The sequence below is a fragment of the Microbacterium hydrocarbonoxydans genome, assembly GCF_900105205.1.
Taxonomy (GTDB): domain Bacteria; phylum Actinomycetota; class Actinomycetes; order Actinomycetales; family Microbacteriaceae; genus Microbacterium; species Microbacterium hydrocarbonoxydans.
Genome location: NZ_FNSQ01000005.1, coordinates 2,087,689 through 2,112,275 on the forward strand (window position 1 = coordinate 2,087,689; position 24,587 = coordinate 2,112,275).

A 24,587-nucleotide genomic window follows, 5' to 3' on the forward strand; every position below is an offset into this window, starting at 1 on the left:
TCGACCAGACCCATACCGTGTGGGAGCCGGTCCCTGGCGGGACGCGCGCGATCGTGCTCGGTGCGAGGTGGGCTGCCCCGTGCACAGGGATGCCGAGATCGGGCTGGTCATGGCTCCTCCGCCCGTCGCGTGGTCGGAAGCGTCGGCGCGAGACCGCTCGCGACAGCTGCGACCAGCTCCGATGTGGCCGCGGCGATGATGAGTCCGAGCGAGACGCCGGCGCTCACGATGAATGCGATCCCATCCGTCGTGCGCCAGACCATCTCGATGACGATAGCGAGGATGCCGATGGGGAACGCGACGAACCAGAACGCTCGTGCCGTCCAGCGACGGTTCGGGTCGTCAGTGCTTCGGTGAGTGAGACCGAGCGCGGCAGCCAGCGCTGCGAACGCGATCAGCGATGCGAGTGCAGCCGCGGTGTCCAGTTGATTCATCGTTCCCCCTCTCAGTAGAACTCGAGACCGACCGGATCGTGACGCCATACTGCGGAATCGGCGTGGGCGCCGGACGGCGGCGCGAGAGACCGGCGGCACGCGAGATCGCGTCACGACCTATGCTCAACGACCTCTTACAAGTGCGAGACGGACGCATCCGCGCCTATCTCGCGTCATATATCGGTCGGTCCGGCGTCTTGATAGGTGGGCACCCGCCGTGCCCACGGGAACGCCGGAAGAAGGAACGCAGTGGTATCGACGCTCAGCATGGGGAACGACCGTGGCCCGGTCTCCGGGGCACGCCCTCTGACGATGCACCCCGCGGGCGCCCCGCTCTCGTCGATCGTCTTCCGACATGTCGGAGCGCAGATCGCAGAGGGAGTGCTGCCGCCCGGACTCCCGATCGATGACCGCATCATCGGCGACGAGCTGGGAGTGTCTCGGACACCTGTCAGGGAAGGGCTGCAACGACTGGAGCGGATCGGACTGGTCGAGTTCTCCCCGGGGCGGTTCACGCGTGTGACACCGCTGACCGCACAGGATGTCCAGGACTGGTACGTGTTCGCCGGAACCCAGGTCGTCGCCCTGATCGACGCTGTCGTGGCGAACCTGGAGGAATCGATCCGCCTGCACGCCGCGAGCATCGTGGACGAGGTGGCACGCCACGTCGATGAACCCGAGCACTTCACGCGCTCCTACCTGACCCTCTACAACTACCTGCTCGCGCAGGGCGGCACGTCCGTGCACCGAACCATCCTCGGTGAAACCACGTTCGCTCTCGCCCGGGCTCTTCGCGCCGGGACCCACGACGCCGACACGAGCGGGCTCACCGCTCAGCACCTCCGGCTACTCGGAGACGCCCTCCGTTCCGGCGACAGGGACCTTGCCGTGGACAGCGCCCGCGCTGTCCATCTCGCCCTCGGGCGGACGACAGAGGGCGGGCGGAGAACCCCGTGAGCTGAGGGCTGTCGAGTAGGGCGGGCGGGACTTGAACCCGCGATCGTTGGGTTATGAGCCCACTGCCTTAACCAGCTTGGCCACCGCCCCGTGCGCACCAGCCTATCGGGCCCCGCGGGTCAGACCGGCTTCGCATCGGCATGCGTGCGCAGGTGCTGCAGATAGATGTCGGCGTTCGCGATGAGACCTGCGCGCTCCTCGTCGCTCAGCGCGCGACGCACCTTCGCCGGCACGCCGGCCACCAGCGATCCGTCCGGCACCTCGGTGCCGCCCAAGACGACCGCACCACCGGCGATCAAGCATCCGGATCCGATCACCGCACCGCTGAGGATCACCGCGCCCATGCCGATGAGCGAGCCGTCGCCGACCGTGCATCCGTGCACCACGGCGTTGTGGCCGATCGAGACCTTCGCCCCCACTCGGACGGGATGGCCGGAGTCGACGTGCACCGAGACGTTGTCCTGCACGTTGCTGCCAGGGCCGATCATGATGGCTGCCGAATCGCCGCGGAGGACGGCGTTGTACCAGACGCTCGCTCCTGCAGCCAGCGAGACGTCTCCGATGATGCGTGCGCCGTCGGCGACGAACGTGGCTTCGGAGATCGACGGGGTCTTTGCCTGAAGGGCGAGTACGGATGCTCCTGCAGCGATGCTCATGACGCGAGACTACCCTCACAACCCCGGATTCCCGCGTGATTCCGGGCCACTAAGCCGAGCCTTCGCTTGCTTGCGGAATGTTCTGAGGTGAGTAGCGTTGTCTTCATCAGGTACGAAGAGACCACTCCGGAGGAGTCAAGATGAGCAAGGCACAGACCGTTTCCACCACCGCCAGCGACCCGACCGTGGCAGCTGCAGCGGCACAGTTCCTCTCCCCCGTCGTCCTCGGACTCCAGGCGCTCACCGTCAACGGCAAGCAGGCCCACTGGCACGTCCGCGGAGCCAACTTCGTCGGTGTCCACGAGCTGCTCGACACGATCGTCGCCCACGCCGGTGACTTCGCCGACACGGCAGCCGAGCGCATCGTCGCTCTGGGCCTTCCGATCGACGCCCGCATCTCGGCCGTCGCCGCCAAGGGTGGCGCAAGCTCGGTGCCCGCCGGCTTCACCCAGTCCGACGAGCTGGTGCGCGCCGTGATCTCCGACATCGACACGATCCTGGTCGACGTGAAGGCCGCGATCGACGGCCTCGACGAGGTCGACCTCACGAGCCAGGACGTCGCCATCGAGATCATGCGCGGCCTCGAGAAGGACCGCTGGTTCCTCGTGTCGCACATCGCAGCCTGACGATCTCATCGACGAAGGGCACCGGGTCACCCCGGTGCCCTTCGTCGTATCTGCGGGGTTGAGCACGCCTACGGGCTCCAAGCGCTTCAGACCGTGTGAGTGACCCGGCCTTCGACGAGTGTCGCCGCGACGGGCATCGCCCTCAGAGTCGCGCCCGACGCCGCGAGCGGATCGAACCCACAGAGAGCGATGTCCGCGAGCTCCCCGGGACGCAGCGCCGTCCGTACGCTCGCCTGGAGTGCCTGAGCGCGGGTGAGTCGCTCCTCGGGGTGCCACGGCGCGCGGTCGTCGTCAGTGCGAGTGACCGCCGCCGCCATCGCCTGCCACGGATCGAGGGCCGCGACCGGAGCATCCGACCCGAACCGCAGCTCGACACCGGCATCGCGCAGCGCGCCCAGCGGGTAGCCGATCGACGTCTGCCCCTCCCAGTGCCGTCCGACGATGTCGCGGTCGTCGAGCGCGTGCTGAGGCTGGACGCTCGCGATGACCCCGAGCCGCGCGAAGCGGGCGAGGTCCGCGTGCCGGACGAGCTGCGCGTGCTCGATCGTCCCGACCGCTCCCGAGACGGTGAACGCGTCGAGCGCGGCCGTCACCGCACGGTCGCCGATCGCATGCACCGCCACCGCGAGCCCGGCGCCGGTGGCAGTGGTCAGCAGTTCGGTCAGCTCGGCCGGCGGCACCGTGAGAACACCGAAGTTCTCCGGGTCGCCGGGATACGGATGCGAGCACGCCGCAGTCCTCGTACCGAGCGAGCCATCGCTGATCACCTTCAACGGCCCCACCCGGATCAGACCACGTCCTGCCTCGGGTGCATCCGGCTCCTCATGCAGCTCCCCCGTCTGCAGGCCGGCGCCGATCGCGCGCTGCAGGTCGAACGGATAGATCGCGAACTCGACGCGATGAGACGCGAAGCCCGCGGCGATGCGCCGCGGCCAGGCGTCGGCATTCCATCCCATGTCGAAGTCCACGAGACCAGTGACCCCGCGGGACGCCGCCCGCTGCCCGGCTGCCGCGACGGCGCTGTCCTGACGAGCAGGGTCTACGTCGTTCAGCCGCCGGGAGATCTCGAATGCATCCTGCTCGCGCAGCATTCCGTCCGGACTGGCGAACCCCTCGAGTCGCAGCGCGGCCGAGTTCAACCAGGTGCTGTGCACGTCGGCGTTGATGAGGTAGGTGGGCACCGACCCCGTCGCCCGATCGAGTAGTTCGAGGCTCGGCGCATCCGGCCACATCGCATCGCGGAACCCGCTGCCGACCTTGCGACCGTCCGGCAGCGGAGCGGCGGCCGCCATGATCCCGGCCGCCTCAGCAGCCGACGCCGCGCCGCCCAGTGCGACCCGCTCGGTCGCGAGCGCCCACTGGACGGTGTGCACGTGGTTGTCCCAGAGCCCCGGAATGGCCCAGGCGCCCTGTCCGTCGAGCACTTCGCCACGGGAGGGCAACGCGCCGACGGGGGCGATGTCCGCGATCCGCCCGTCCTCGATGAACACGTCGACTGGCTCGTCGTCCATGAGGAACTCGATGCCGGGGCCCGAGATCCGCACCGCCTTCAGCGTGCCGACCACGCCGCCGATCTCGGTCACCGCCCGGCTCCCGGGCGGGCGTCCCTGGCACGACGCATCTCGGCCGCAAGGGCGGGCTGGGCGTACGGGCCGTCGCCCTCGAGCTCGGCGATCACCGTGTCGACCGTCTCCGCTGGCTTGTTCTGACTGAGCTTGCGCTTCGCGACCACGCGTGTCGGCGTGAGGCGGAACCCGACCGTCCCCGTGGCGAGCCGGCCGACGAATGCGGGATCGTTGGGTCGCTCCCACATACGTCGGGGCTCAGGCAGTCGACCCTCGAACCGATCGACGAGACGATCGAGCACGGCGAGGTTCTCGTCCTCGGTGAGGATCTCGGGGACGCCCGACAGGTGTACGGCGATGTAGTTCCAGGTCGGGACCGCCTGCACGTCGCCGTACCAACTGGGCGACACGTAGCCGTGGGGACCCTGGAAGACGATGATGATCTCGCGTTCTCCGAGGCCGTGGATGAGGTCGTCCGGTCGTCCGACATGCCCCACGATCGTGAGGTCGTCACGGCTCTCGTCGAGCAGCACGGCGTAGTGCGAGGACACGAGTCCGTCGTCACCGGCGCTGACGATCGTCGCCCACGGATTGCCCTCGATGACCCGCCGGATCTCGGTCACATCCGCAAGCGTGAAACTGGGGTTCTGACGCATCCTCTCAGCCTATGCGCAGGGTCACGCCTGGCAGCGCGGACACCAGTAGAGCTTGCGGGCGCCGATCTCCTCGAGCGCGATCTCCGTGCCGCACACCCGACACGGCAGACCCGCACGGTGATAGACCCAGTGCCGGTCGTCGCGGCTCGCCATCGCGGCGCGGTACGCCTCGGGCGAGAGGTCGTCCATCGTCATCATCTGACCGGTCTCGACCCCGATGGCGAGCAGCCGGACCCAGTCGCGCCAGAGTGCGCGCACGACATCCTCCGGCACGTCCCGCCCTGGCGTATGCGGATTCAGCCGCTGTCGGAACAGCATCTCGGCGCGATACACGTTCCCGATACCGCTCACGACGGCCTGGTCCATCAGGAGCAGCGCGATCACCGTCGGCTTCTTGCGCACGGCCTGGACGAATCGTTCCTCGTTCTGCACCGGGTCGCCGACGAGCGGGTCGGGGCCGAGCTTCGCGACGCTGGCCAGCATCTCGTCCGTCGTCTGGAGGACGCAGGCCGTCGGGCCGCGCAGGTCGGCCGCGGTGATGTCGGTCATCAGGCGCAGTCGCACCTGTCCCACGACCGGCGGCGGCCACTCGAGCCCCTCATCGGCGAGGCCTTTGGTCTGCTCCGACATGCGCACATGGACGCGTGTACGACGAGGGGCCCCGATCGAGGAGAGTGAGTTCTCGCCGGCGGCGTCGAGGATCTCGTCGTCGATGACGGTGCCGCGCTGATTCGTCTGCCCCATCCGACCGTTCGCCGAGGCGATGGTCGGATCGACCAGGATCTCGCCCGCGAAGTCCCACGCCCCGTAGAGCCCGAGATGCACGCGCAGCCAGAGGTCGCCTTCGGCTTCGAGGAACATCTGCTTACCGACGGCATGCACGCTGACTGCCTCTCGGCCGTCGAGCACGGCGGCGCCCTCGGCGAACCGGCCCTGCGGGCTGGACGCGGACATCACCTTGCCGACGAAGTTCCGATCGAACTGCCGCGCGATCCGGTGTACCGAATGCCCCTCGGGCATGTCAGGCCCGCGGATCCGGGAGGAGCGAGCCGTCGCGCTCGAAGTCGGCGATCTGTCCGATGCGGCGTACGTGCCGCTCCTCATGCGAGAACGGCGTCGCGATGAAGGTGTCGATGAACGAGGTCACCTCGTCGAAGGTGTGCTGCCGTGCGCCGATCGAGATCACGTTCGCGTCGTTGTGCTGACGCGCGAGCTCGGCCGTCGATGTGTTCCATACGAGCGCGGCGCGGACTCCCTCGACCTTGTTCGCCGCGATCTGCTCGCCGTTGCCCGAGCCCCCGAACACGACGCCCAGCGTCTCGACCCCTGCCGCCTGGTCGGCCACCACGGCCTGAGCGGCCCGGATGCAGAACGCCGGGTAGTCGTCGAGGGCGTCGTACTCGATCGGTCCGTGGTCCACGACGTCGTGACCGGCGCCGCGCAGATGGTCCTGCAGCTGCGTCGAGAAGTCGAGACCCGCGTGATCGGTGGCGATATGGATGCGCATGCGCTCAATCCTAGAAGTCTGCGAGGGCGGCGGGAACTCAGGGAGCCACGCCGGCTGCGGCGGGCTTGAAGCCGGCTCTGACGTTCTCACAGCAGCCGGGGCGGCACACGTCGAAAGCACCGGGCAGCGGCGTCACATGAGGGCGCTCCTCGTTGGGGCGGCCTTCGAGGCGCTCGACGATCAGATCGACGATGCCCGTCACGAACGACGGCGCGACGCCGGGGGTGGGGGTGCGGGTGAAGGCGAGACCCGCCTCCTCCGCGGCCTCTGCCGCCTCGGTGTCGAGGTCCCAGAGCACTTCCATGTGATCGCTCATGAATCCGACCGGCACGACGGCGACGGCCTTGCGACCTCGGGCGGGGAGCTCGCCGATCACGTCGCACACGTCGGGTTCCAGCCACGGCTGCGAGGCAGGGCCCGAACGGGACTGGTACACCAGCTCCCACGACACGTCGGATGCCGCGGGGATGCTCTCCCTGACGCGGTCCATGACCCAGGCCGCGACCGCGAGGTGCTGGGCGGCATACGCGCCGCCCTCGCCCCAGTCGATGTCACGAGCACCCGATCGCTCGGCGTCCGCGGTCGGGATACTGTGCGTCGAGAACAGGATCTGGATCTCGGCGGGCTCGATGCCCTGGTCGAGGAACGTCTGCACGGCGTCGCGCACGCCGGTCTCGAACGACTCGACGAAGCCGGGGTGGTCGTAGAACGGGCGGATCTTGTCGATGGTCACCGTCTCGCCGAGGTTCGTCTCCTGCAGGACGCGTGCGAAGTCCTCACGGTACTGGCGGCAGCTCGAGAAGGAGCTGTAGGCACTGGTGGCGAAGGCGAGCAGCGTCGTGTTGCCGTCGGCCGCGGCCTCGGTCACGACCTCTTCGAGGTAGGGGCTCCAGTTGCGGTTGCCCCAGTAGACGGGGAGATCGATGCCGCGACGGGCCAACTCACCTTCCAGAGCCTCCTTGAGGATGCGGTTCTGGCCGTTGATCGGGCTCACGCCGCCGAAGTGCCGGTAGTGATGCGCGACCTCTTCGAGACGCTCGTCGGGGATGCCGCGGCCGCGTGTGACGTTGCGCAAGAACGGGATGACGTCATCCTGTCCCTCGGGCCCTCCGAACCCGGCGAGAAGGATGCCGTCGTACGCCGTGGGGGTCGATACATACGGTGCACCCTGGGCAGCGGCGGGAGAGGCAAAGAGGACGTGGTTCGGCTCGATCGCGGTCACCCCTCCATCCTTTCACCTTCCGGACGTGAGACAGGCCGCTGTGCTGGCGTAGGCTGTCATGGTTGCCGTGGGCGCCAACTGCGCTGGGTTGCGGCAGCATCCCCTCACCCCTGGGAGTACAGCTGTGCCTGGAGAGAACCTCACCCGCATCGAAGCGCAGGAGCGCCGTGACGTCATCGACACCCAGTCGTACGAGGTCTCGCTCGACCTGACGAAGGGTGCCGAGGTCTTCGGCTCCCGCAGCGTCGTGCGCTTCACCGCGACGCCGGAGAGCTTCACCTTCATCGACCTGATCGCTCGCGAGGTCCGTGAGATCTCGCTGAACGGCGAGCAGCTCGACCCCGAGCAGGTCTTCGCCGACTCGCGCATCGCGCTGTCCGGCCTGCAGGCCGAGAACGTCCTCGTGGTCGATGCCGACTGCCTCTACACGAACACGGGCGAGGGACTGCACCGCTTCGTCGACCCGGTCGACGGCGAGGTCTACCTCTACTCGCAGTTCGAGGTGCCGGACTCGCGCCGCGTCTTCGCCGTGTTCGAGCAGCCCGACCTCAAGGCGACGTTCCAGTTCACCGTGACCGCGCCGGCGTCGTGGAAGGTCGTCTCCAACTCCCCCACGCCCGAGCCCATCGTGCACGACGACGACACCGTCGCCACCTGGGGCTTCGAGCCGACCCCGCGCATCTCGTCGTACATCACGGCGCTCGTCGCCGGTCCGTACGAGTCGACCTTCTCCGAGCTGACCAGCGCCTCCGGCAGGGTGATCCCACTCGGGGTGTACGGCCGCAAGAGCCTGTGGCAGCACCTCGACGCCGACTACATCTTCGACAAGACGCGCGAGGGCTTCGCGTACTTCGAGTCGAAGTTCGGCGTGCCGTACCCGTTCGCGAAGTACGACCAGCTCTTCGTCCCCGAATTCAACGCAGGAGCGATGGAGAACGCCGGGGCCGTCACGTTCACCGAGACGTACGTCTTCCGCAGCAAGGTGACCGACGCCGTCAAGGAGCGTCGCGTCGTGACTATCCTGCACGAGCTCGCGCACATGTGGTTCGGCGACCTCGTCACCATGAAGTGGTGGAACGACCTGTGGCTGAACGAGTCGTTCGCCGAATGGGCGTCGACCATCGCGACCGCCGAGGCGACTGAGTGGACCGAGGCGTGGACCACGTTCAACGCCATGGAGAAGACCTGGGCGTATCGTCAGGACCAGCTGCCCTCGACCCACCCCATCGTCGCCGAGATCAACGACCTCGAAGACGTGCAGGTGAACTTCGACGGCATCACCTACGCGAAGGGCGGCTCGGTCCTCAAGCAGCTCGCCGCCTGGGTGGGCATCGAAGAGTTCTTCGCCGGCGTCTCGCAGTACTTCCAGAAGCACTCGTGGGGTAACACCGAGCTCAGCGACCTGCTCACCGAGCTCGAAGCCACCAGCGGCCGTGATCTCAGCACCTGGTCGAAGAAGTGGCTCGAGACCGCGGGCGTGAACACGCTCGAGCCGGTCATCGCCGAGGACGCCGACGGCACGATCTCGCGCTTCGCGGTGACGCAGACCGCGCCAGCCGACTACCCGACGATCCGCCCGCACCGCCTGGGCATCGGCTTCTACAACCTGCAGGACGGCGCCCTCGTGCGCACGCACTACGAGGAGGTCGACGTCGACGGCGACCGGACGGAGGTCCCCGAGCTGCACGGCCACAAGCGCCCCGACCTGGTGCTGCTCAACGACGAAGACCTCGCCTACGCGAAGATCCGTCTCGACGAGCGCTCGCTGGCGACCGCGATCGCTCATCTGGCCGACATCAGCGACCCGCTGGCGCGGTCGCTCGTCTGGGGTGCAGCCTGGGATCAGACCCGCGACGCCGAGACCGCCGCGTCCGACTACATCGACCTCGTGCTCGGCAACATCGGCCGCGAGACCGAGTCGACGACGGTGCGCACCACCCTGGCGCAGCTGCGCACGGCCGCGACCCTCTACGTCACGCCCGAGGCGCGCCTCGCCGCTCGACAGAAGGTCGCCGACGGCCTGTGGAACCTCGCGGAGTCCGCAGAATCGGGCAGCGACAGCCAGCTCCAGTTCGTGACCGCCTTCGCGAACGCGCTGGTCACCCCCGAGCACGCCGGAATCATCGGGCGACTGCGCTCCGGCGAGGAGACGCTTCCCGGGCTCGAGATCGACGCCGATCTGAACTGGCAGCTGCTCGTCGGACTCGCCACGATCGGGGCGACGGATGCCGGCTCGATCGACGCGGCCCTCGCCGCCGACAACACGTCGAAGGGCAGCGAGTTCGCTGCCCAGGCTCGCGCGGCCCTTCCCGACTCCGCGTCGAAGAAGGCGGCCTGGGCGTCTCTCATCGAGCGCGACGACGCACCCAACACGATCGTGCGCTCGGCGGCCCTCGGATTCGTGCATCCGGCCGGTGCCGAGGCGCTGCGCGAGTTCGTACCCGCGTACTTCGACATGCTGCTGCCGATCTGGGAGTCTCGCACCTACCAGATCGCCCAGTACCTGATCGTCGGGCTGTTCCCGACCGCGATCGCCGACGTCGAGCTCCGCGACGCGACGCGAGCGTGGTTGTCGGCCAACCAGGATGCGGCTCCCGCCCTGCGTCGACTAGTGCTCGAGAACCTGGCGGACGTCGAGCGGTCGCTCGCGGCCCAGTCCCGCGACGCGGAGGACTGAGACCCGTTTCGAGATCAGGCCTCTGCGTGGTGCGCTCAGCCCGCGCAGAGGCCTGATCGCTACTCTGGAGGGGATGATCGTGCCATTCGATACCACTCCTCCCCCTGTCGTGACCGAACTGCCCAAATGGTGGGCTGACATCCTCGGCGTGCTCACCGTCGTCGGGGGCAAGGCGATCCAGGTCGCCATCATCATCGCGTCCTGCGTGCTCATCGCGCTGGTCCTGCGCGTGGTGATCCGCCGCGTCGTGCACCGCATCGTCGATACGGCCAAGAGCAAGGCCGCGGTCGACGACACGCAGGCTCTGGAACGCTCTCCCCTTGCCGACATGCGCCTCGTCCAGCGGACGCGCACCCTCGGCACGATCCTGCAGAACATCGTCAACGTGATGCTCGTGGTGATCGCCGCCGTCCTCGTGGTGAATGCCCTCGACAACAGTCTGATCGGCTCTCTCACCCTCCTCACGGCGGCTGTCGGTGCCGGCCTCGGCTTCGGAGCGCAGAACATCGTCAAGGACGTCCTGAACGGCATGTTCATCGTCGCCGAAGACCAGATCGGCATCGGCGACGTGGTGGATCTGGGCCTGGCGACCGGCGTCGTGGAGTACGTCAGCGTGCGCATCACCCAGGTCCGAGACGTGAACGGCACGCTCTGGTACGTCCGCAACGGCGAAGTGACCCGGATCGGCAACATGTCGCAGGGCTGGGCGCGCGCCATCATCGACCTCGGCGTTCCGGTCGATGCCGACCTCGACAAGGTCGAGCAGATCATGCTCGAGACGGCCCAGGGCCTCGCCAAGGACCCGAAGTGGCGCACCCGGATCATCGAGAAGCCCGAGCTCTGGGGGCTCGAATCTGTCGGCGGAGACGCGCTCGTCGTCCGGCTCGTCATCAAGGCCCGTGCCAACGCGAAGGACGACGTCGCCCAGGAGCTGCGCAAGCGCCTGCGTGCGGCGATGATCGAGAACGAGATCTCCGTCCCCAGCATGACGACCGTGATCCCCACCGGACTCGACGGCGCCCGACGCGTCCGCGGCGCCAACCCGCCCAAGACGCGACCGAACGCCGTCACCGGCGTGCCGGTGATCCCCGATCGCGGGATCTGGCGCCGCAAGAAGACCAATGACGACGGAGGTCCGCAGAAGTGACGTTCTACGACGAGGTCGGCGGTCGCGAGACGTTCGCGAAGATCGTGTCGGTCTTCTATCGCGAAGTGGCTCTCGACCCGGTCCTGAAGCCCATGTACCCCGAAGAGGATCTCGGACCGGCCGAGGAGCGTCTGCTGATGTTCCTGGAGCAGTACTGGGGCGGCCCCACGACATACGGTGAGACCCGCGGTCACCCTCGACTCCGGATGCGGCACATGCCCTTCCACGTCGACCCCGACGCGCGCGACAGGTGGCTCCGTCACATGCGAACCGCCGTGGACGAGGCGCAGTTGTCGCCACTGCACGAATCGACGCTCTGGGACTATCTCGAGCGCGCCGCGTATGCCATGGTGAACTCATTCGAGCCGTCCGGCATCGGCACTCCCTCGGCAGGACGCCCGACGCTCGAGACCCGATCACGTCAGGAATCAACGGAGAGCACATGACGACCACGCCCCTGTCTGCAGATGTCCTGGTCATCGGATGGGGACTCGCGGGTCTCGTCGCCGCGAGCGAGGCACTGGAGGCAGGGCGCCGAGTCATCCTGGTGGATCAGGAGCCGCGTACGAATCTCGGCGGACAGGCATGGTGGTCGTTCGGAGGGCTGTTCCTCATCGACTCGCCCGAGCAGCGGCGCATGGGCATCCGTGACTCGCTGGCTCTCGCGACGCAGGACTGGTTCGGGACCGCCGGCTTCGACCGGCCGGAAGATCACTGGCCGCGGCGCTGGGCCGAGGCCTACCTGGAGTTCGCCGCGGGCGAGAAGCGCGCCTGGCTCCGTGAGCGCGGCGTGAGCTTCTTCCCTGTGGTCGGCTGGGCCGAACGCGGCGGCTACGGCGCTCTCGGACCCGGGAACTCGGTCCCGCGATTCCACATCACCTGGGGCACAGGACCCGGAGTGGTCGCGCCGTTCGTCGGCGCCGTGGAGCAGGGAGAACGCGAGGGCCGGATCACGATCCTGCCCCGACACCGGGTGACCGAACTGCTGACGACGGACGGCGCCGTGACGGGAGCCCGTGGCGACATCCTGGAGTCGAGTCCGGCCGACCGAGGCGTCGAATCGTCGCGCGAGACGATCGGCGAGTTCGACATTACCGCGGGCGCGACGATCGTGTCGTCGGGCGGGATCGGCGGCAATCACGATCTCGTGCGCGCCGCCTGGCCCGAGCGCCTGGGTACTCCCCCGGCGCAGATGCTCACGGGTGTGCCGGCCTACGTGGACGGGTCGATGCACAGCGTCGCCGCCACGGCCGGTGCGCGGCTGATCAACGGCGACCGTATGTGGCACTACGTCGAGGGCATCAAGAACTGGGATCCGGTGTGGCCGTCGCACGGCATCCGCATCCTTCCCGGTCCTTCGTCGCTCTGGCTGGACGCGACCGGCAAGAGGCTTCCGGTGCCGCTGTTCCCCGGCTTCGACACGCTGGGGACCCTGGCCCACCTGCGCGCGACCGGACACGACCACTCCTGGTTCGTCACCTCCCGGCAGATCGTGGAGAAGGAGTTCGCGCTGTCGGGCAGCGAGCAGAATCCCGACCTCACAGGCAAGGACGTCGGGCTTCTGCTGAAGTCACGACTCGCCAAGGGACCGACGGGGCCGGTGCAGGCGTTCCTCGACGAGGGCGAGGACTTCATCGTCGAGACGGACCTCGAGTCGCTGCTCGAGCAGATGCAGCGCCACCCCGGCGGCGAAGCGCTGGACATCGATCACGTGCGGCGGGAGGTCGTGGCCAGGGATCTCGAGATGGACAACGAGTTCACCAAGGACGCGCAGATCGGGATGCTCCGCTCGATGCGCGGGTATCGGGGCGACAAGCTGATCCGCACTGCCGCGCCGCATCGGCTGCAGGATCCGGCTGCGGGCCCCCTCATCGCGGTGAAGCTCCACGTGCTGACCCGCAAGTCGCTCGGGGGGATCACCACGGATCTCGATGGCCGCGCCCTGGGCAGTGACGGAGAGCCGATCCCCGGTCTGTACGCCGCCGGCGAGGCCAGCGGCTTCGGCGGGGGCGGCGTGCACGGCTATCGCGCGCTCGAGGGCACCTTCCTCGGGGGCTGCCTGTTCTCCGGACGTCAGGCAGGACGCGCCGCGGCGCGCTGACCGGGGGCGCGGGACCTGCGTCTCGCTCTCCGCCTGTTCGCCCGCCCGATCAACCTCCGACGGGTCACTCGCCGGTGGTGCCGGTTCCTCGCACTGCGGTCAGCCCGGTCGCGACCGGTCCACGAGCGAGGACGTGTCCCCGACGGAACGCGAGGCGTGTCCAGCGACCCGACCTCATCACGGGGACGTCCTCCTCGCCGGAGATGAATCCGAAGGCATCGGCCGCGAAGGCGACCCCGCGCGGCAGGCCGCCCAGGTCGTCGTCGGGTTCGCCCCAGATCGCGGCCCGCAGAGCGCGCACGGCTTCCTCGCCCGCGCCCGGCGTCGCCCCGCGCGCCACCGCGCTGATGCCCCACTGAGCCCGCTGCGCGATGACCGAGGCAGGAAGCGTCGACTCCGGCTGCCAGGCACCGCGGGGCGGCGCGACGCCCGCCCACGCCGGTGAGAGCCCGGTGTCGGGCAGGGTGAGCGCGAGGGGGTCGTCGGTGGGTGTGAGCTCCGAGACGACGATGTCGCATTCCAGTTCAGGATCGGCATGCACGATCCGCATGGCCAGCACCGTCGGCGTCTGATCGAACAGTCCGTGCGGAGCCAGCGCCGCGCCGGTGAGCGCGAGAACGCCCTGCGCGGCCTGCAGCCGCACTCCCTCGTCGGAGATGCGCGTGGCCCGCCCCAGGAAGGTCAGGACGTCCTTGGACGTCTCGGGATCGGCGAGGAGGAGCTGGTGCGGCACACCCTCTAAACTAGCAACGCAAGCGGCGCTCGCAGTCGCGGGAAGGAATCCATGACCCCCGACGCACACGCGATCCGCACCGTGGAGCAGTTGCTCGACGTGCTCGATCTCGATTCGACGCAGGCACGGACCACCGAGGACATCTTCACGGGCTCCTCGCACCCGATGCCCTCCGGCCGGATCTACGGCGGTCAGGTGCTGGCCCAGAGTCTGCTCGCTGCGGAACGGACGCTCCCCGAGGACCGCGCCGTGCATTCGATGCACGGCTACTTCCTCCGGCCCGGCGATGCGAGCCAGGGCATCACGATCGCCGTGGACCGGATCCATGACGGCCGTTCGTTCTCGACGCGCCGATCGCAGGCGTATCAGAACGGCGTTCCGATCTTCTCGATGATCGCCTCCTTCCAGGACCACGGCCCCGGTGTGGAGCACGCGGCGGCGATGCCGGATGGGGTGCCCTCTCCTGAGTCCCTTCTCCCCGACGAGGAGCGAGTCGAGGGGCTCCCGCGCGGAGTCGCGCGGATGCTGAGCGATCGCGCCGCCGACGTGCGGCACGTCGAGTCACCGCTGTTCCTGCCCAGCGACGATGCGAAGGTCCCTCAGCAGGGTGTCTGGATGCGGCTGCGTGCCCCGCTGCCCGATGATCAGCGCGTACACAGGGCGGCTCTCGCGTACCTGAGCGACATGACGATCCAGGAGTCGATCCTGCGGGCTCACGGATTGCACTGGAGCCTCGCCGGCCTGAAGGTCGCGAGCCTCGACCATGCGATGTGGTGGCACCGCCCTGCCCGCGTCGACGAGTGGCTGCTCTACATGCAGGAATCGCCGAACGCGCGCGGTGGTCGGGGCCTCGCGCAGGGCCGGATCTTCACCAGGGACGGCGAGCTCGTGGCATCCGTCGCCCAGGAGATCATGGTGCGGGTTCCGACCTCGGAGTGACGGGCCGCGGCGCCGCCTGCGAAGCGGCGATCACGCCCGCGAGCCGGCGCTCGCGCCTGCTCGTGCTGGACGCGAACTCGGGATCTGTCAGCGGTGCGAGTACTCGATCGACGGACCGACGTACGGCTTCCACGCGTCGCGCATCTCCGGGGTGAGCCTCGTCGGCCGCCCCGTCTGAGCGTCGACGAGCACGATGATCGCGGTGGAGCGGGCGTAGATGGTGCGCGGCTCGGCCTCGGGGTCGTTGTGCACTTCGTAGCAGACCTCCACGCTCGATCCGCCGAGCTTGCCGAACCACATCTGCACCTCGAGCGGCCGACGCTGGTAGGGCACCGGGGCGAGGTACTCGATCTCCTGGCGGGCGATGAGCGTGAGGACGCCTTCGTCGATACCGGAGTCGAGAACTGCTGTGGACGGTGCCTGCTCACCGGGCCCCGCACGCCAGAACGCGCGCACGCGCGCCTCCTCGAGCAGCTTCAGCATCGAGGTGTTGTTGACGTGGTTGAACGCATCCAGATCGCCCCAGCGGAGGTGGATCGGGATGTGAAGGCGGGGTCCCGGTGTCAGGTCGGACATCGGATGCTCAGTCGCGGGTGAGCTTGCGGTGCGTCGAGCGGTGCGGCTTCGCCGCGTCCGCGCCGAGGCGCTGGATCTTGTTCTCCTCGTACGCCTCGAAGTTACCCTCGAACCAGTACCACTGGTCGGGCTTCTCGTCGGTGCCCTCATAGGCGAGGATGTGCGTCGCGATGCGGTCGAGGAACCACCGGTCGTGCGTGATGACCACAGCGCAACCCGGGAACTCGAGCAGGGCGTTCTCGAGCGAGCTGAGGGTCTCGACGTCGAGGTCGTTGGTGGGCTCATCGAGAAGCAGGAGGTTGCCGCCCTCCTTGAGCGTGAGCGCGAGGTTGAGACGGTTGCGCTCACCACCGGAGAGCACACCGGCCTTCTTCTGCTGGTCCGGTCCCTTGAAGCCGAACTTGGAGACGTACGCGCGCGACGGAATCTCGGTCTTGCCGACGGTGATGAAGTCGAGTCCGTCCGACACGACCTCCCAGAGCGTCTTGTCCGGGTCGATGTTCGAGCGCGACTGGTCGACGTAGCTGATCTTGACGGTCTCACCGATCTTGAGGTCTCCGCCGTCGAGCGGCTCGAGACCCACGATCGTCTTGAACAACGTGGTCTTACCCACACCGTTCGGACCGATCACGCCGACGATGCCGTTCGGCGGCAGGTTGAAGCTGAGTCCATCGATCAGCGAACGGCCGTCGAAGCCCTTCTTGAGGTTCTTCGCGTCGATGACGATGCTGCCGAGGCGAGGACCGGCGGGGATCTGGATCTCTTCGAAGTCGAGCTTCCGGGTCCGCTCCGCCTCGGTCGCCATCTCCTCGTAGCGGGCGAGACGCGCCTTCGACTTGGTCTGGCGGCCCTTCGCGCTCGACCGCACCCACTCCAGTTCCTCCTTGAGGCGCTTGGCGAGCTTGGCGTCCTTCTTGCCCTGAATCTCGAGGCGTTCGCCCTTCTTCTCCAGGTAGGTCGAGTAGTTGCCCTCGTAGCCGATCAGCCGGCCGCGGTCGACCTCGGCGATCCACTCGGCGACGTGGTCGAGGAAGTACCGGTCGTGGGTGATGGCGATGACTGCACCCTTGTACGCCTGGAGGTGCTGCTCGAGCCACAGCACGCTCTCCGCGTCAAGGTGGTTGGTCGGCTCGTCGAGCAGTAGCAGGTCGGGCTTCTGGAGCAGCAGCTTGGCGAGTGCGACACGACGCTTCTCACCACCGGAGAGCGGAGCGATCGCGGCATCACCCGGCGGGGTGCGCAGTGCATCCATGGCCTGCTCCAGCTGCGAGTCGAGGTCCCAGCCGTCCGCGGCGTCGATCTCCTCCTGAAGCGTTCCCATCTCGGCGAGGAGCGAGTCGAAGTCCGCGTCGGGGTCTGCCATCAGCATGGAGATCTCGTTGAAGCGGTCGACCTTCGCCTTGATCGCGATGCCGTCCTGGACGTTCTCCAGCACCGTCTTCGTCTCGTCGAGCTCCGGCTCCTGCATCAGGATTCCGACCGAATACCCGGGAGACAACTTGGCCTCGCCGTTGGACGGCGTGTCCAGGCCCGCCATGATCTTGAGGATCGTCGACTTACCGGCGCCGTTCGGACCCACCATGCCGATCTTGGCACCGGGGAGGAACGCCATCGTGACGTCATCGAGAATGAGCTTCTCGCCCACCGCCTTACGTGCACGAACCATCGAGTAGATGTACTCAGCCACCGAAAACCGCTCCTTCTGTTGGCGTCGAAGATCGACACTCCAGCCTACCGGCCTGAGCAGCCCGCACCTTCGAAGCGACCTGGGAGAGCCTGCGGTCAGGGAGCGAGCGGTCTCACAGGGCGAAGTCAGCCGTCACCAGTCGATCGCTCTGGTCTCTCCGACGAGGCAGCGTCCCTCGGCCAACTGGGGCAGCACGACCGTCACCGGCTGTCCCGTCGACGGACCGACCTGCCCGACCAGGCACTCGGCATCTCCCCACCGCACCGAGAACTGAATGCTTTCGGCCGGGTTGCCGACGGTGGACACGTCCTGCGTCACCTGCATCGCGGCGCGGTCGAAACCCGCCGCCACGAGAGCATCGATGTACGCGCGACCGGCGACCTTCTGATCCGACGACCAGACCTTCGCCGTGACCGCTGTGAACAGCGGAAGGTTGTCTTCCGCTGTTCCGTCCGCGACGTAGGAAGGTGCCGTCGCCGTCGCCGAGGGAGACGGCGACGGAGCACTCTGCGTCGGATCAGGCGAGGGCTGCTCGGTGGGCCCGCAGGCAGACAGCACGAGAACGAGCGCTGCGCCGGCGGCCGCGGCCACAGCCGCGCGCGTCACGGAGGAGACCGAACGTCGAAGCACGGGTCGAGTCTACGGGCGCGCCCGCGCTCCGTCGCGACGGTACGGCCACGGAGTCGTTCAGGACGCCGCCGCCGACTACCCGTGCACATCTGCGAACCGCTCCGAGGACGAGTCCGCGGCATCGATCTGCGCCCACGGCGTCTCGATCTCAGGCGTCTCGATCTCAGGCGTCTCGATCCTAGGCGTCTCGTCGGCGTGCCCTGCCAGGCCGTGTGCAGGAGCGGCAGTCGACTCGGCGCGTCTCGGCGGCTCCGCGCCGGCCGCGCGCGGAGTGCGCCGATAGGCCGTGGTGCCCCATCGCAGGTCGTGACCGATCGCATCGGCGTCGATGTCGACGCTGGTCCCCTGCTTGCCGTTGTTCTCCCACGCCCTGATCCTCATCCGTCCTGTCACGATCACGCTGTCCCCCGAGCGCAGCGAGACCTTCGCATGCTCGGCGAGCTGGCGGAACGCCGCCACCGAATACCAGTTCGTGGATACAAAAGTGTGCTGTATGCGGTCAGACAAAATGCCAAGCTTGCTTCGACGCTACGGCAGTCAAGGAGAGTGGCCTGTAGCGCGACTCGGCGGCCGTGCGCGCCCGACTCATCCACTCGTACGGATATGCGGCGGGATCAGCGAGGACCGCGCTCACGAGCTCTTTCGACATCTTCGGAACCACCCAGCCGCCCGGCTCGAAGTCAAGCACCGTCGGACGCGCCGACTGGGCCGCCCTCCCCCACTCAAGCTCCGACTCAAGGGTTTTCTCACGTGGGCCCTGCGCGAGCAAGGCTTCGAGCTTAGCCGACGCGAGCGTTTCGACGGCCCCGGGGGGTAGGCCTCTTCCACTCGGCATGTGCAGGACTCCAACGCGAGCCCTAAACATCTCAACAATCAGCTCGCACGTACGCCCATCAAAGGGCTCGAGAGAGAAGCTCTCCGTCTTCTTTCGATCCTCGCGGACTCCCAGTTGCTCTACCGTGCTCCTTACGATCAGCCGAAGCGACAACAGTTCGTCTTCGTCGAGCAGCGAAATCTCTTCATTGAGTTCGGTAGCCAAGGAAGTGACGTTCTCAAGGCTCGCCCATAGGAGCGTGACGCTCAACCACAGCAGCCGATCGGTCCCACTCTGGATACCGCTGCGTTGGTGCGACCACCAGCGGTGACCGCCGCGCTTCAGCCGGGCGTATCGAGCCCTGCTACACACGGGAATGGAAGAGTTCATCATATTTTCGGAACCAGGGAGAGGTGTAGCAGACGATTTCAGGCCCGCCGCTCTAACAGCGAGACTCACACTGGCCCCGCAATCCCCAAGCTCCTCGCGAAGAGTCTCTGCAAGGAGGCTCCACTCCTCGGCCCGGCTCCATTCCTCCGCCCGCTGCGCCGTGTCACCCTCGCGCCTGATCGCGACCTGCAAGAACTTCTCGAAGCCGACCGGCACGAATTCGGGCATTTCGACGTGACCGTCCTTCAGTGGGAACACAGACCCAGACCGCGCGAAGTTTCTCACGAAGGGTGTCATCCCCGGGGTTCGATTGACAAGCTCCGCGATGACAGCAAGAGAATTGAAGCTGTTCGACCGTGCGTCTATCTGCGCCTTGCGCAGTCCGTCAAAGAAACACTCAATCAAGCCGGGCATCCGACGCGCAAGATCTTCCCGGCCAATCAAATCCGTCACGCGTGCCAGCAACTCCTGACGGCTCGGGGAGTCATCGATTAGCAATTGCCAGACCCGCGAGGGTTGCGAGCCCTGCAGCGCATTCGATCTGGTCATTAGGAGCAGGAGATGGGTACGGCGCGTCCCGGTTGAAGTTTGGATCAATTCGGCGAACCGATCGTGCAAGGCGAAGCCGCCGTTGAAAGCCAGCACATAAGCGAGTTGCGTCGCAGGAAAGTCTTGTGCATCGGAGGCCGTGAGTTGCTCGAAAAGGATATCGCGTAGCGTGTCGCGTCCGCATTCTTCCTCAAGCTGCAGGGCCTCCAGTTCACGCACTTCGCCCGAGAAGAACCTGAACAAGCCATACTCCTCGAATACGACACGAATGAGCTGATCCTGCGCAAACTTCACGCTGCTGAAGACCCAGTCCTGGAGTAGAGAGACAGCGACGCGACGGGCGTGCATCGCTTGAGCGAAACTGCCGGTCTGAATCATTTCCGTGAGGCTGATTACTAGCGTTCCGGTCTCACCTCTCGTGCAGGACCCTGCGTAGAACCGACAGACATTGAGCCAAAACGGGTTGCTCGCTAGAGCCTCAAACCGCTGCGCAAGGTCTCCGCGAGGCGCACCGTCAATTCGGCTCGCGGATGGCGTCGTTTCATAGAGGTGACGCGCACAGAAAAACTCTCGGAGCGGTTGCACCTCGAACTCATAGAGTCCTTCAATCCGCTCCACTAGGACATAAACACGCTCGAATCCTCCCCCAAAGAGGTCGTCAGCGATATCGAGCGAGTGGCCGCGCTCCGCCAAATACCTGCGCGCTAGTTCTTGTAGCGCTGCCGCAGAGATACTGCCCGCCGTCTTCGAAGACTCCGCCTCAGACTGAAGGGACCAGGCCAGGTACTGGATGAATTCAAGCAAGACCTGGCGGTTATCCCGGACCATCGGGTGTTTATCTGCTTCCCGAGTCAGGAAGAGGTCGACGTAGCGACCATAGAGGTCGGTCCGCTGATCGGGGAGCGAATGTCCGATCTGATGAATCAGGCTCAACAAAATTGTGAGCTGCATAGGATTGCGGGTCAGGTCGCGGATATGGGCTAGATCGAGTTTCTGCGCGAGAATCTTTCGGACAGCTCGCGCTTCCGCTACTTCTAGGCCCCGCGAGGCAATCCACTTCTCTGCATACTCACTGATGAGCGGCCCGTCAATGTTCCCCAACGCGAGGGTGATGAAATCTGCCTTCTCGAAACTGGGAGCGTGCCCGAAAACCGACGGACGGCTAGTCACCACTACCTGCAAATCACAATCGAATGATTGCCAACGAGACAGCGCTTCGCCTACGGCTGAGACGAGCCTCTCTCGTTGGGCGATGTCGGCGACTTCATCCAGGCCGTCGAGGAAAAGGAGCGTCGGAAGGTCCTGCATCAGCGTAAGGATGTCGTGCGCTTCAAAATGTATCCCGCCTGATCCCTGCTCAACCAAGTGAGCTAGGAAGCGTTCAAATGTGTGGGGCCCGGCAATCGGGTTAGTGTCCGCATCGAACGGGTCGCGTCCATCTAGGAATGTCGCCAGATCCCGAAGGTCAACTTTCAGGGGGATCCTGAAGGCGGTCTGCAGGTACTCGCTCGGCAGAGCTTCAATCAGTTCCGTCTTGCCAAGGAACCGAGCGCGATGAACCTGGCATACGTATTGAGCGAGGGTGGATTTCCCCTGGCCCGGCGCGCCCTCTAGGACGACGCGCTTAAGGTATTCTTGCGCGGTAGAGCCCAATAGGACTTGCGCTGTCTTCAATTGAGAGCGACGCATGGCGTTGCCCGCGCTGGTCCGCACGGCTACTTCGAGGTGTCCTTCGCTTCCCTCAATCCACAGGCCGCCACCGCTCATCCCCTTCAGAAACCCCTCCAGTGGACCGCCCGGTTTGCGGCGCGTGGCAACCTTCGGCACGGTCAGCGGTACATCGATGAACAGATCGAGGAGACTGTTCGACAGGCTGACCTGTTTGAACTTAACCGTTGCATCGACATCGAACTGCCAGGCCAAGAAGGCTCGGATCGCATCCTGCTGTCGCTTTTGCCCGGACCCCAGCACTTCCCGGAGAACGACCTCTAGTCCGTCTTCAAGGCTGAGGAGCTCAGAATATTTGAGCTTTAGGCTGATCGGCGCTGAATCGAGACGACGATCGAGGTCATCACGCCAGAGGCATTGGGCAGGAACAGCGACGTTCGCGTCAAGCCATTCCTGCACTCTATCGATGCGGCCCACTCCCGGATGTGAGGTGCCACGCGCGTTCGTGGCGATGACGTACTTTCCAGCCCCATTGGCGATCAGTTCCTGAATACTAGAGAGCTCTTTCTCCAGCACTCCGATCATCCAGTCCGCGCTCTCCTCTTCATCGAGACGCTTAAACTTCACCTGAAGGACCGTCAGCGAGTCTGCGGTCGCGGCGTCCCTACCTCCGTCAGGTTGTCCCACGGGGAAGCACTGGAGATTGGGATATTCAGGGAGCAGCAGAGCCTGGCAAAAATGCTGGAACCGCTCCGGGTTGCTGTTCTCGTACAGAAATCCCATGTTTCCCCCGGCTCATAGTGTTGCGGCAACTCTCGCATACTAGCGAACTGGGTAGCGCGGAACGGCGTCGCCAGGGGTATTGGCCGGCCATCCCGACGGCTGTTCTGCTTCACTCGACGCGATCGCAAACCCGAGCGGCAGACATAGACGCGCGCGAGGGACCGCGCCGTCCGTCCGTCGCGGCCTGCGACCCTTGGCGACTGTTCTCTGGCCCAACAAAGGCTCGGGACCAACGCTGTACACGGCCTCGCTTGGTGAAGGTTCGACGCCGACCACTGGGCAGACCTATGGGCCCCGAGCATCACTCGCTCCCACGCGTGCACTATCCCTAGGCCGTGCGCATGTATGACGAAGCGCCACGCCGTGCTGATGCTCTGGAAGAAGCTCCTTGACACGACATCCGAAACAAGCGGCACGCCTTAGATGCTGAAGCGGTTCGGCAGTATGCGCGATAAGTAGAGAGATGAACAATCTTCGCCACGCACGCACCCACGCCCACCAACAACTCAGTGCCCTACGCCTACCCCTGGCCGACGCTCAAGCGTTCAGCAGGCGAATTGGCCGGGCACGGGCTGATGAGCTACCGACCATCTTGGATGATGCCGCCGCGTGCGAACGCACCCGTCGGGACGCCATTGCCACCAAGTACGCTTCCCTCCTCGGTGAAGCTCGATCAGCCTTCTTGCAAGACACCGGCATCGCCGTTCAGATCGCGGAAGAGGCGCGGGCCAACCTCGACCATCAGAGGATGCGGAGCGATCCTGAGGCTGTGAAGGCTGACGCCGTGCGCCTCCACGCGCAAGGGGCAGGCATGAAGGAACTCCGTAGAACACTCCACACCACCGATGCGCAGATTCTGTCGAGGCTTGAAAATGCCCCCGAGAAGCCTTCCACGGCCCCCTCAGCGCCCGCACCAGACCCCCGCGACCACACACCCGAACCGAGGCCTGTGATCCCGTCTAAGAAGATCAAGAAGTGGACGCCCGCACCACTCGCTGAAGGTGACGCGAGACACGGCACCCCGAACGGTTATCGGAACTATCGGTGCCGGTGCGAACCGTGCTCAGAAGCGCACCGCCTGGACAAAGCTCGACGCCGCCAGGAAGGCCCGAAAGGTACCCGTCAGCCCGCACAGCACGGCACTCTCTCCAAATACACCGGCGGTTGCCGTTGCGACGATTGCCGAAGGGCTACGACTATTGCGGCGCGAGAGTACAGGGCGCGAAGGGCGAGCCAAGGCCAGAACTAGAAAAGGGCCACGCGACCGGATAATAGGAAATCCGCGCGTGGCCCTCGAATGTCGCACCACCGACTCCTTCTATTATCGCGCACCTGCGACACCATTTGCCCCCAAGTGGAACTTTTTTCGAACTTTTCTTGGTTTTTTCCCTCGCAATGCGTATGAGAGAGCGATAGTAAAAAACGTAAGGCTGGATCGAGAGCCTCAAAACTTCGGTCGCACCACAGGCTTCTACAGGTCTTCACTGTTAAACCGATAGACCACCAGTCTAAATGTCTCTTGCTGGTAGAGACCGCCTTCCTTGGGCATGATCCATCACAGCTGTGGGCTTCAGGAAGCTGACATTAGCGCTTGCCTCTTCCGGTTAAAGCGCTACTCGTGTTGGGTCGATCCGATATTGACGTGATTTGGTTCGGGGGTTCTTTGGGGAGGGGTTCTCACGAGAATCCTTTATCTACTCAAGGGAAAAACATGCACTCACCAGACCTCGCATCACTACTCAAGGATCTTCTTGCACTGGATGAAGAGCTAGAGAAGGCGAAAGAAGAAAATGCTGCTACCCATCATCAAGCTCAATGACCTCTCAAGCGCGGATGCTACGCCCTTGGCGTCTGATCCCGCAGTAGATGCCATCCTGGCCGTCAAGCACGCTCAGAAGATCACACAGGCCCATCTAGCGGCACTACAGACGATAGCTCCACTAGATGTCTCCCTAGTCGTGATGGGTGCCGATTGGAGGGGGAAACACCCAGTCCTAACCTACGCCGTCGAAGAGTACGACTTTCTAGAAATAGCTCGCCTCCCCACCACCCTCTACCGATATGCAGACTCTCCAGATGGAGCGTGGTTCGCAGACAACTACCTGAGCGCACGACTACACGGGAAGGGATTCCACACCGATCCCAAGATGTGGCGAATTCCATCTACTGAGAGAACGGTCCTGGCAAGAATACGTACCCGGTTCGGACGTTCATACTCCCCTGCCGAGTATGTCGTGCGCTAATCGCTGGTTACTCGATAATGACCGCCC

20 protein-coding genes and 1 tRNA gene are annotated in these 24,587 nt (G+C 65.8%); 7 read left to right on the top strand and 14 right to left on the bottom strand.

Annotation, left to right across the window (positions count from 1 at the left end):
• Positions 1–107: 107 nt before the first annotated feature.
• Positions 108–434 (bottom strand): hypothetical protein, encoded by a 327-nt coding sequence (locus BLW44_RS10360; protein WP_060925931.1) that lies wholly within the window; start codon positions 432–434, stop codon positions 108–110.
• Between the two features lie 249 nt (positions 435–683).
• Here BLW44_RS10360 and BLW44_RS10365 point away from each other — a divergent pair, with 249 nt between their 5' ends.
• Positions 684–1,391, top strand: a complete 708-nt coding sequence (locus BLW44_RS10365; RefSeq protein WP_074731752.1) for a GntR family transcriptional regulator — start codon at positions 684–686, stop codon at positions 1,389–1,391.
• A 16-nt stretch (positions 1,392–1,407) separates the two neighbouring features.
• Here BLW44_RS10365 and BLW44_RS10370 read toward each other — a convergent pair.
• Together BLW44_RS10370 and BLW44_RS10375 are read right to left on the bottom strand one after the other, a co-directional pair.
• Positions 1,408–1,481: transfer RNA gene (locus BLW44_RS10370), tRNA-Ile, on the bottom strand.
• A 29-nt stretch (positions 1,482–1,510) separates the two neighbouring features.
• Positions 1,511–2,047: a gamma carbonic anhydrase family protein gene (locus BLW44_RS10375; RefSeq protein ID WP_060925929.1), complete on the bottom strand. Its 537-nt coding sequence runs from the start codon at positions 2,045–2,047 to the stop codon at positions 1,511–1,513.
• Between the two features lie 140 nt (positions 2,048–2,187).
• Between BLW44_RS10375 and BLW44_RS10380 the strand changes: the two genes are divergently transcribed.
• A complete protein-coding gene (locus tag BLW44_RS10380) occupies positions 2,188–2,673 on the top strand; it encodes a Dps family protein (RefSeq protein WP_060925928.1) in 486 nt (161 codons plus the stop codon).
• Positions 2,674–2,759: 86 nt separating this feature from the next.
• On the opposite strand, the gene BLW44_RS10385 is transcribed toward BLW44_RS10380, so the two are convergent.
• The 5 genes from BLW44_RS10385 to BLW44_RS10405 form a co-directional block, all read right to left on the bottom strand.
• A complete protein-coding gene (locus BLW44_RS10385) occupies positions 2,760–4,184 on the bottom strand; it encodes an amidohydrolase (RefSeq protein ID WP_082724472.1) in 1,425 nt (474 codons plus the stop codon).
• A gap of 68 nt (positions 4,185–4,252) precedes the next feature.
• The gene (locus BLW44_RS10390; protein ID WP_060925926.1) at positions 4,253–4,894 is read right to left on the bottom strand and encodes an FMN-binding negative transcriptional regulator; all 642 of its coding nucleotides are present in this window, start codon (positions 4,892–4,894) and stop codon (positions 4,253–4,255) included.
• Positions 4,895–4,915: 21 nt separating this feature from the next.
• A complete protein-coding gene (locus BLW44_RS10395; RefSeq protein WP_060925925.1) occupies positions 4,916–5,914 on the bottom strand; it encodes an Fpg/Nei family DNA glycosylase in 999 nt (332 codons plus the stop codon).
• Between the two features lies 1 nt (position 5,915).
• A complete protein-coding gene (locus BLW44_RS10400) occupies positions 5,916–6,401 on the bottom strand; it encodes a ribose-5-phosphate isomerase (protein ID WP_060925924.1) in 486 nt (161 codons plus the stop codon).
• A 37-nt stretch (positions 6,402–6,438) separates the two neighbouring features.
• Complete coding sequence (locus BLW44_RS10405) at positions 6,439–7,623, bottom strand: ferrochelatase (protein WP_060925923.1); 1,185 nt, start codon at positions 7,621–7,623, stop codon at positions 6,439–6,441.
• Between the two features lie 124 nt (positions 7,624–7,747).
• Between BLW44_RS10405 and pepN the strand changes: the two genes are divergently transcribed.
• The 4 genes from pepN (at position 7,748) to BLW44_RS10425 (ending at position 13,548) form a co-directional block, all read left to right on the top strand.
• The gene (pepN, locus tag BLW44_RS10410) at positions 7,748–10,300 is read left to right on the top strand and encodes an aminopeptidase N (RefSeq protein WP_060925922.1); all 2,553 of its coding nucleotides are present in this window, start codon (positions 7,748–7,750) and stop codon (positions 10,298–10,300) included.
• 73 nt (positions 10,301–10,373) lie between these two features.
• Positions 10,374–11,447: a mechanosensitive ion channel family protein gene (locus BLW44_RS10415; RefSeq protein WP_060925921.1), complete on the top strand. Its 1,074-nt coding sequence runs from the start codon at positions 10,374–10,376 to the stop codon at positions 11,445–11,447.
• Entirely contained in the window at positions 11,444–11,893 is a 450-nt protein-coding gene (locus tag BLW44_RS10420) for a globin (protein ID WP_060925920.1), read from the top strand. Before BLW44_RS10415 ends, BLW44_RS10420 begins: the two co-directional genes overlap by 4 nt.
• Positions 11,890–13,548: an FAD-binding dehydrogenase gene (locus tag BLW44_RS10425; protein ID WP_060925919.1), complete on the top strand. Its 1,659-nt coding sequence runs from the start codon at positions 11,890–11,892 to the stop codon at positions 13,546–13,548. The genes BLW44_RS10420 and BLW44_RS10425 overlap by 4 nt, the downstream gene beginning before the upstream one ends.
• A 64-nt stretch (positions 13,549–13,612) precedes the next feature.
• Here BLW44_RS10425 and BLW44_RS10430 read toward each other — a convergent pair whose 3' ends face one another.
• Positions 13,613–14,281 carry a DUF8185 domain-containing protein gene (locus BLW44_RS10430; protein ID WP_060925918.1) on the bottom strand — a complete coding sequence of 223 codons (669 nt, stop codon included), beginning with the start codon at positions 14,279–14,281 and terminating at the stop codon, positions 13,613–13,615.
• A 51-nt stretch (positions 14,282–14,332) separates the two neighbouring features.
• Here BLW44_RS10430 and BLW44_RS10435 point away from each other — a divergent pair, with 51 nt between their 5' ends.
• Entirely contained in the window at positions 14,333–15,220 is an 888-nt protein-coding gene (locus tag BLW44_RS10435) for an acyl-CoA thioesterase (RefSeq protein WP_060925917.1), read from the top strand.
• A gap of 87 nt (positions 15,221–15,307) precedes the next feature.
• Here the strand turns inward: BLW44_RS10435 and BLW44_RS10440 are convergent, their stop codons facing one another.
• From BLW44_RS10440 to BLW44_RS10460, 5 genes are all read right to left on the bottom strand, one after another.
• The gene (locus tag BLW44_RS10440) at positions 15,308–15,796 is read right to left on the bottom strand and encodes an acyl-CoA thioesterase (protein ID WP_060925916.1); all 489 of its coding nucleotides are present in this window, start codon (positions 15,794–15,796) and stop codon (positions 15,308–15,310) included.
• 7 nt (positions 15,797–15,803) lie between these two features.
• Positions 15,804–17,483, bottom strand: a complete 1,680-nt coding sequence (ettA, locus tag BLW44_RS10445; protein ID WP_060925915.1) for an energy-dependent translational throttle protein EttA — start codon at positions 17,481–17,483, stop codon at positions 15,804–15,806.
• 132 nt (positions 17,484–17,615) lie between these two features.
• A complete protein-coding gene (locus BLW44_RS18015) occupies positions 17,616–18,113 on the bottom strand; it encodes a DUF6993 domain-containing protein (RefSeq protein ID WP_074731755.1) in 498 nt (165 codons plus the stop codon).
• A 75-nt stretch (positions 18,114–18,188) separates the two neighbouring features.
• The gene (locus tag BLW44_RS17510; RefSeq protein WP_245647346.1) at positions 18,189–18,620 is read right to left on the bottom strand and encodes a single-stranded DNA-binding protein; all 432 of its coding nucleotides are present in this window, start codon (positions 18,618–18,620) and stop codon (positions 18,189–18,191) included.
• Complete coding sequence (locus tag BLW44_RS10460) at positions 18,613–22,317, bottom strand: NACHT domain-containing protein (protein WP_060925914.1); 3,705 nt, start codon at positions 22,315–22,317, stop codon at positions 18,613–18,615. Before BLW44_RS10460 ends, BLW44_RS17510 begins: the two co-directional genes overlap by 8 nt.
• Positions 22,318–24,587 lie beyond the last annotated feature (2,270 nt).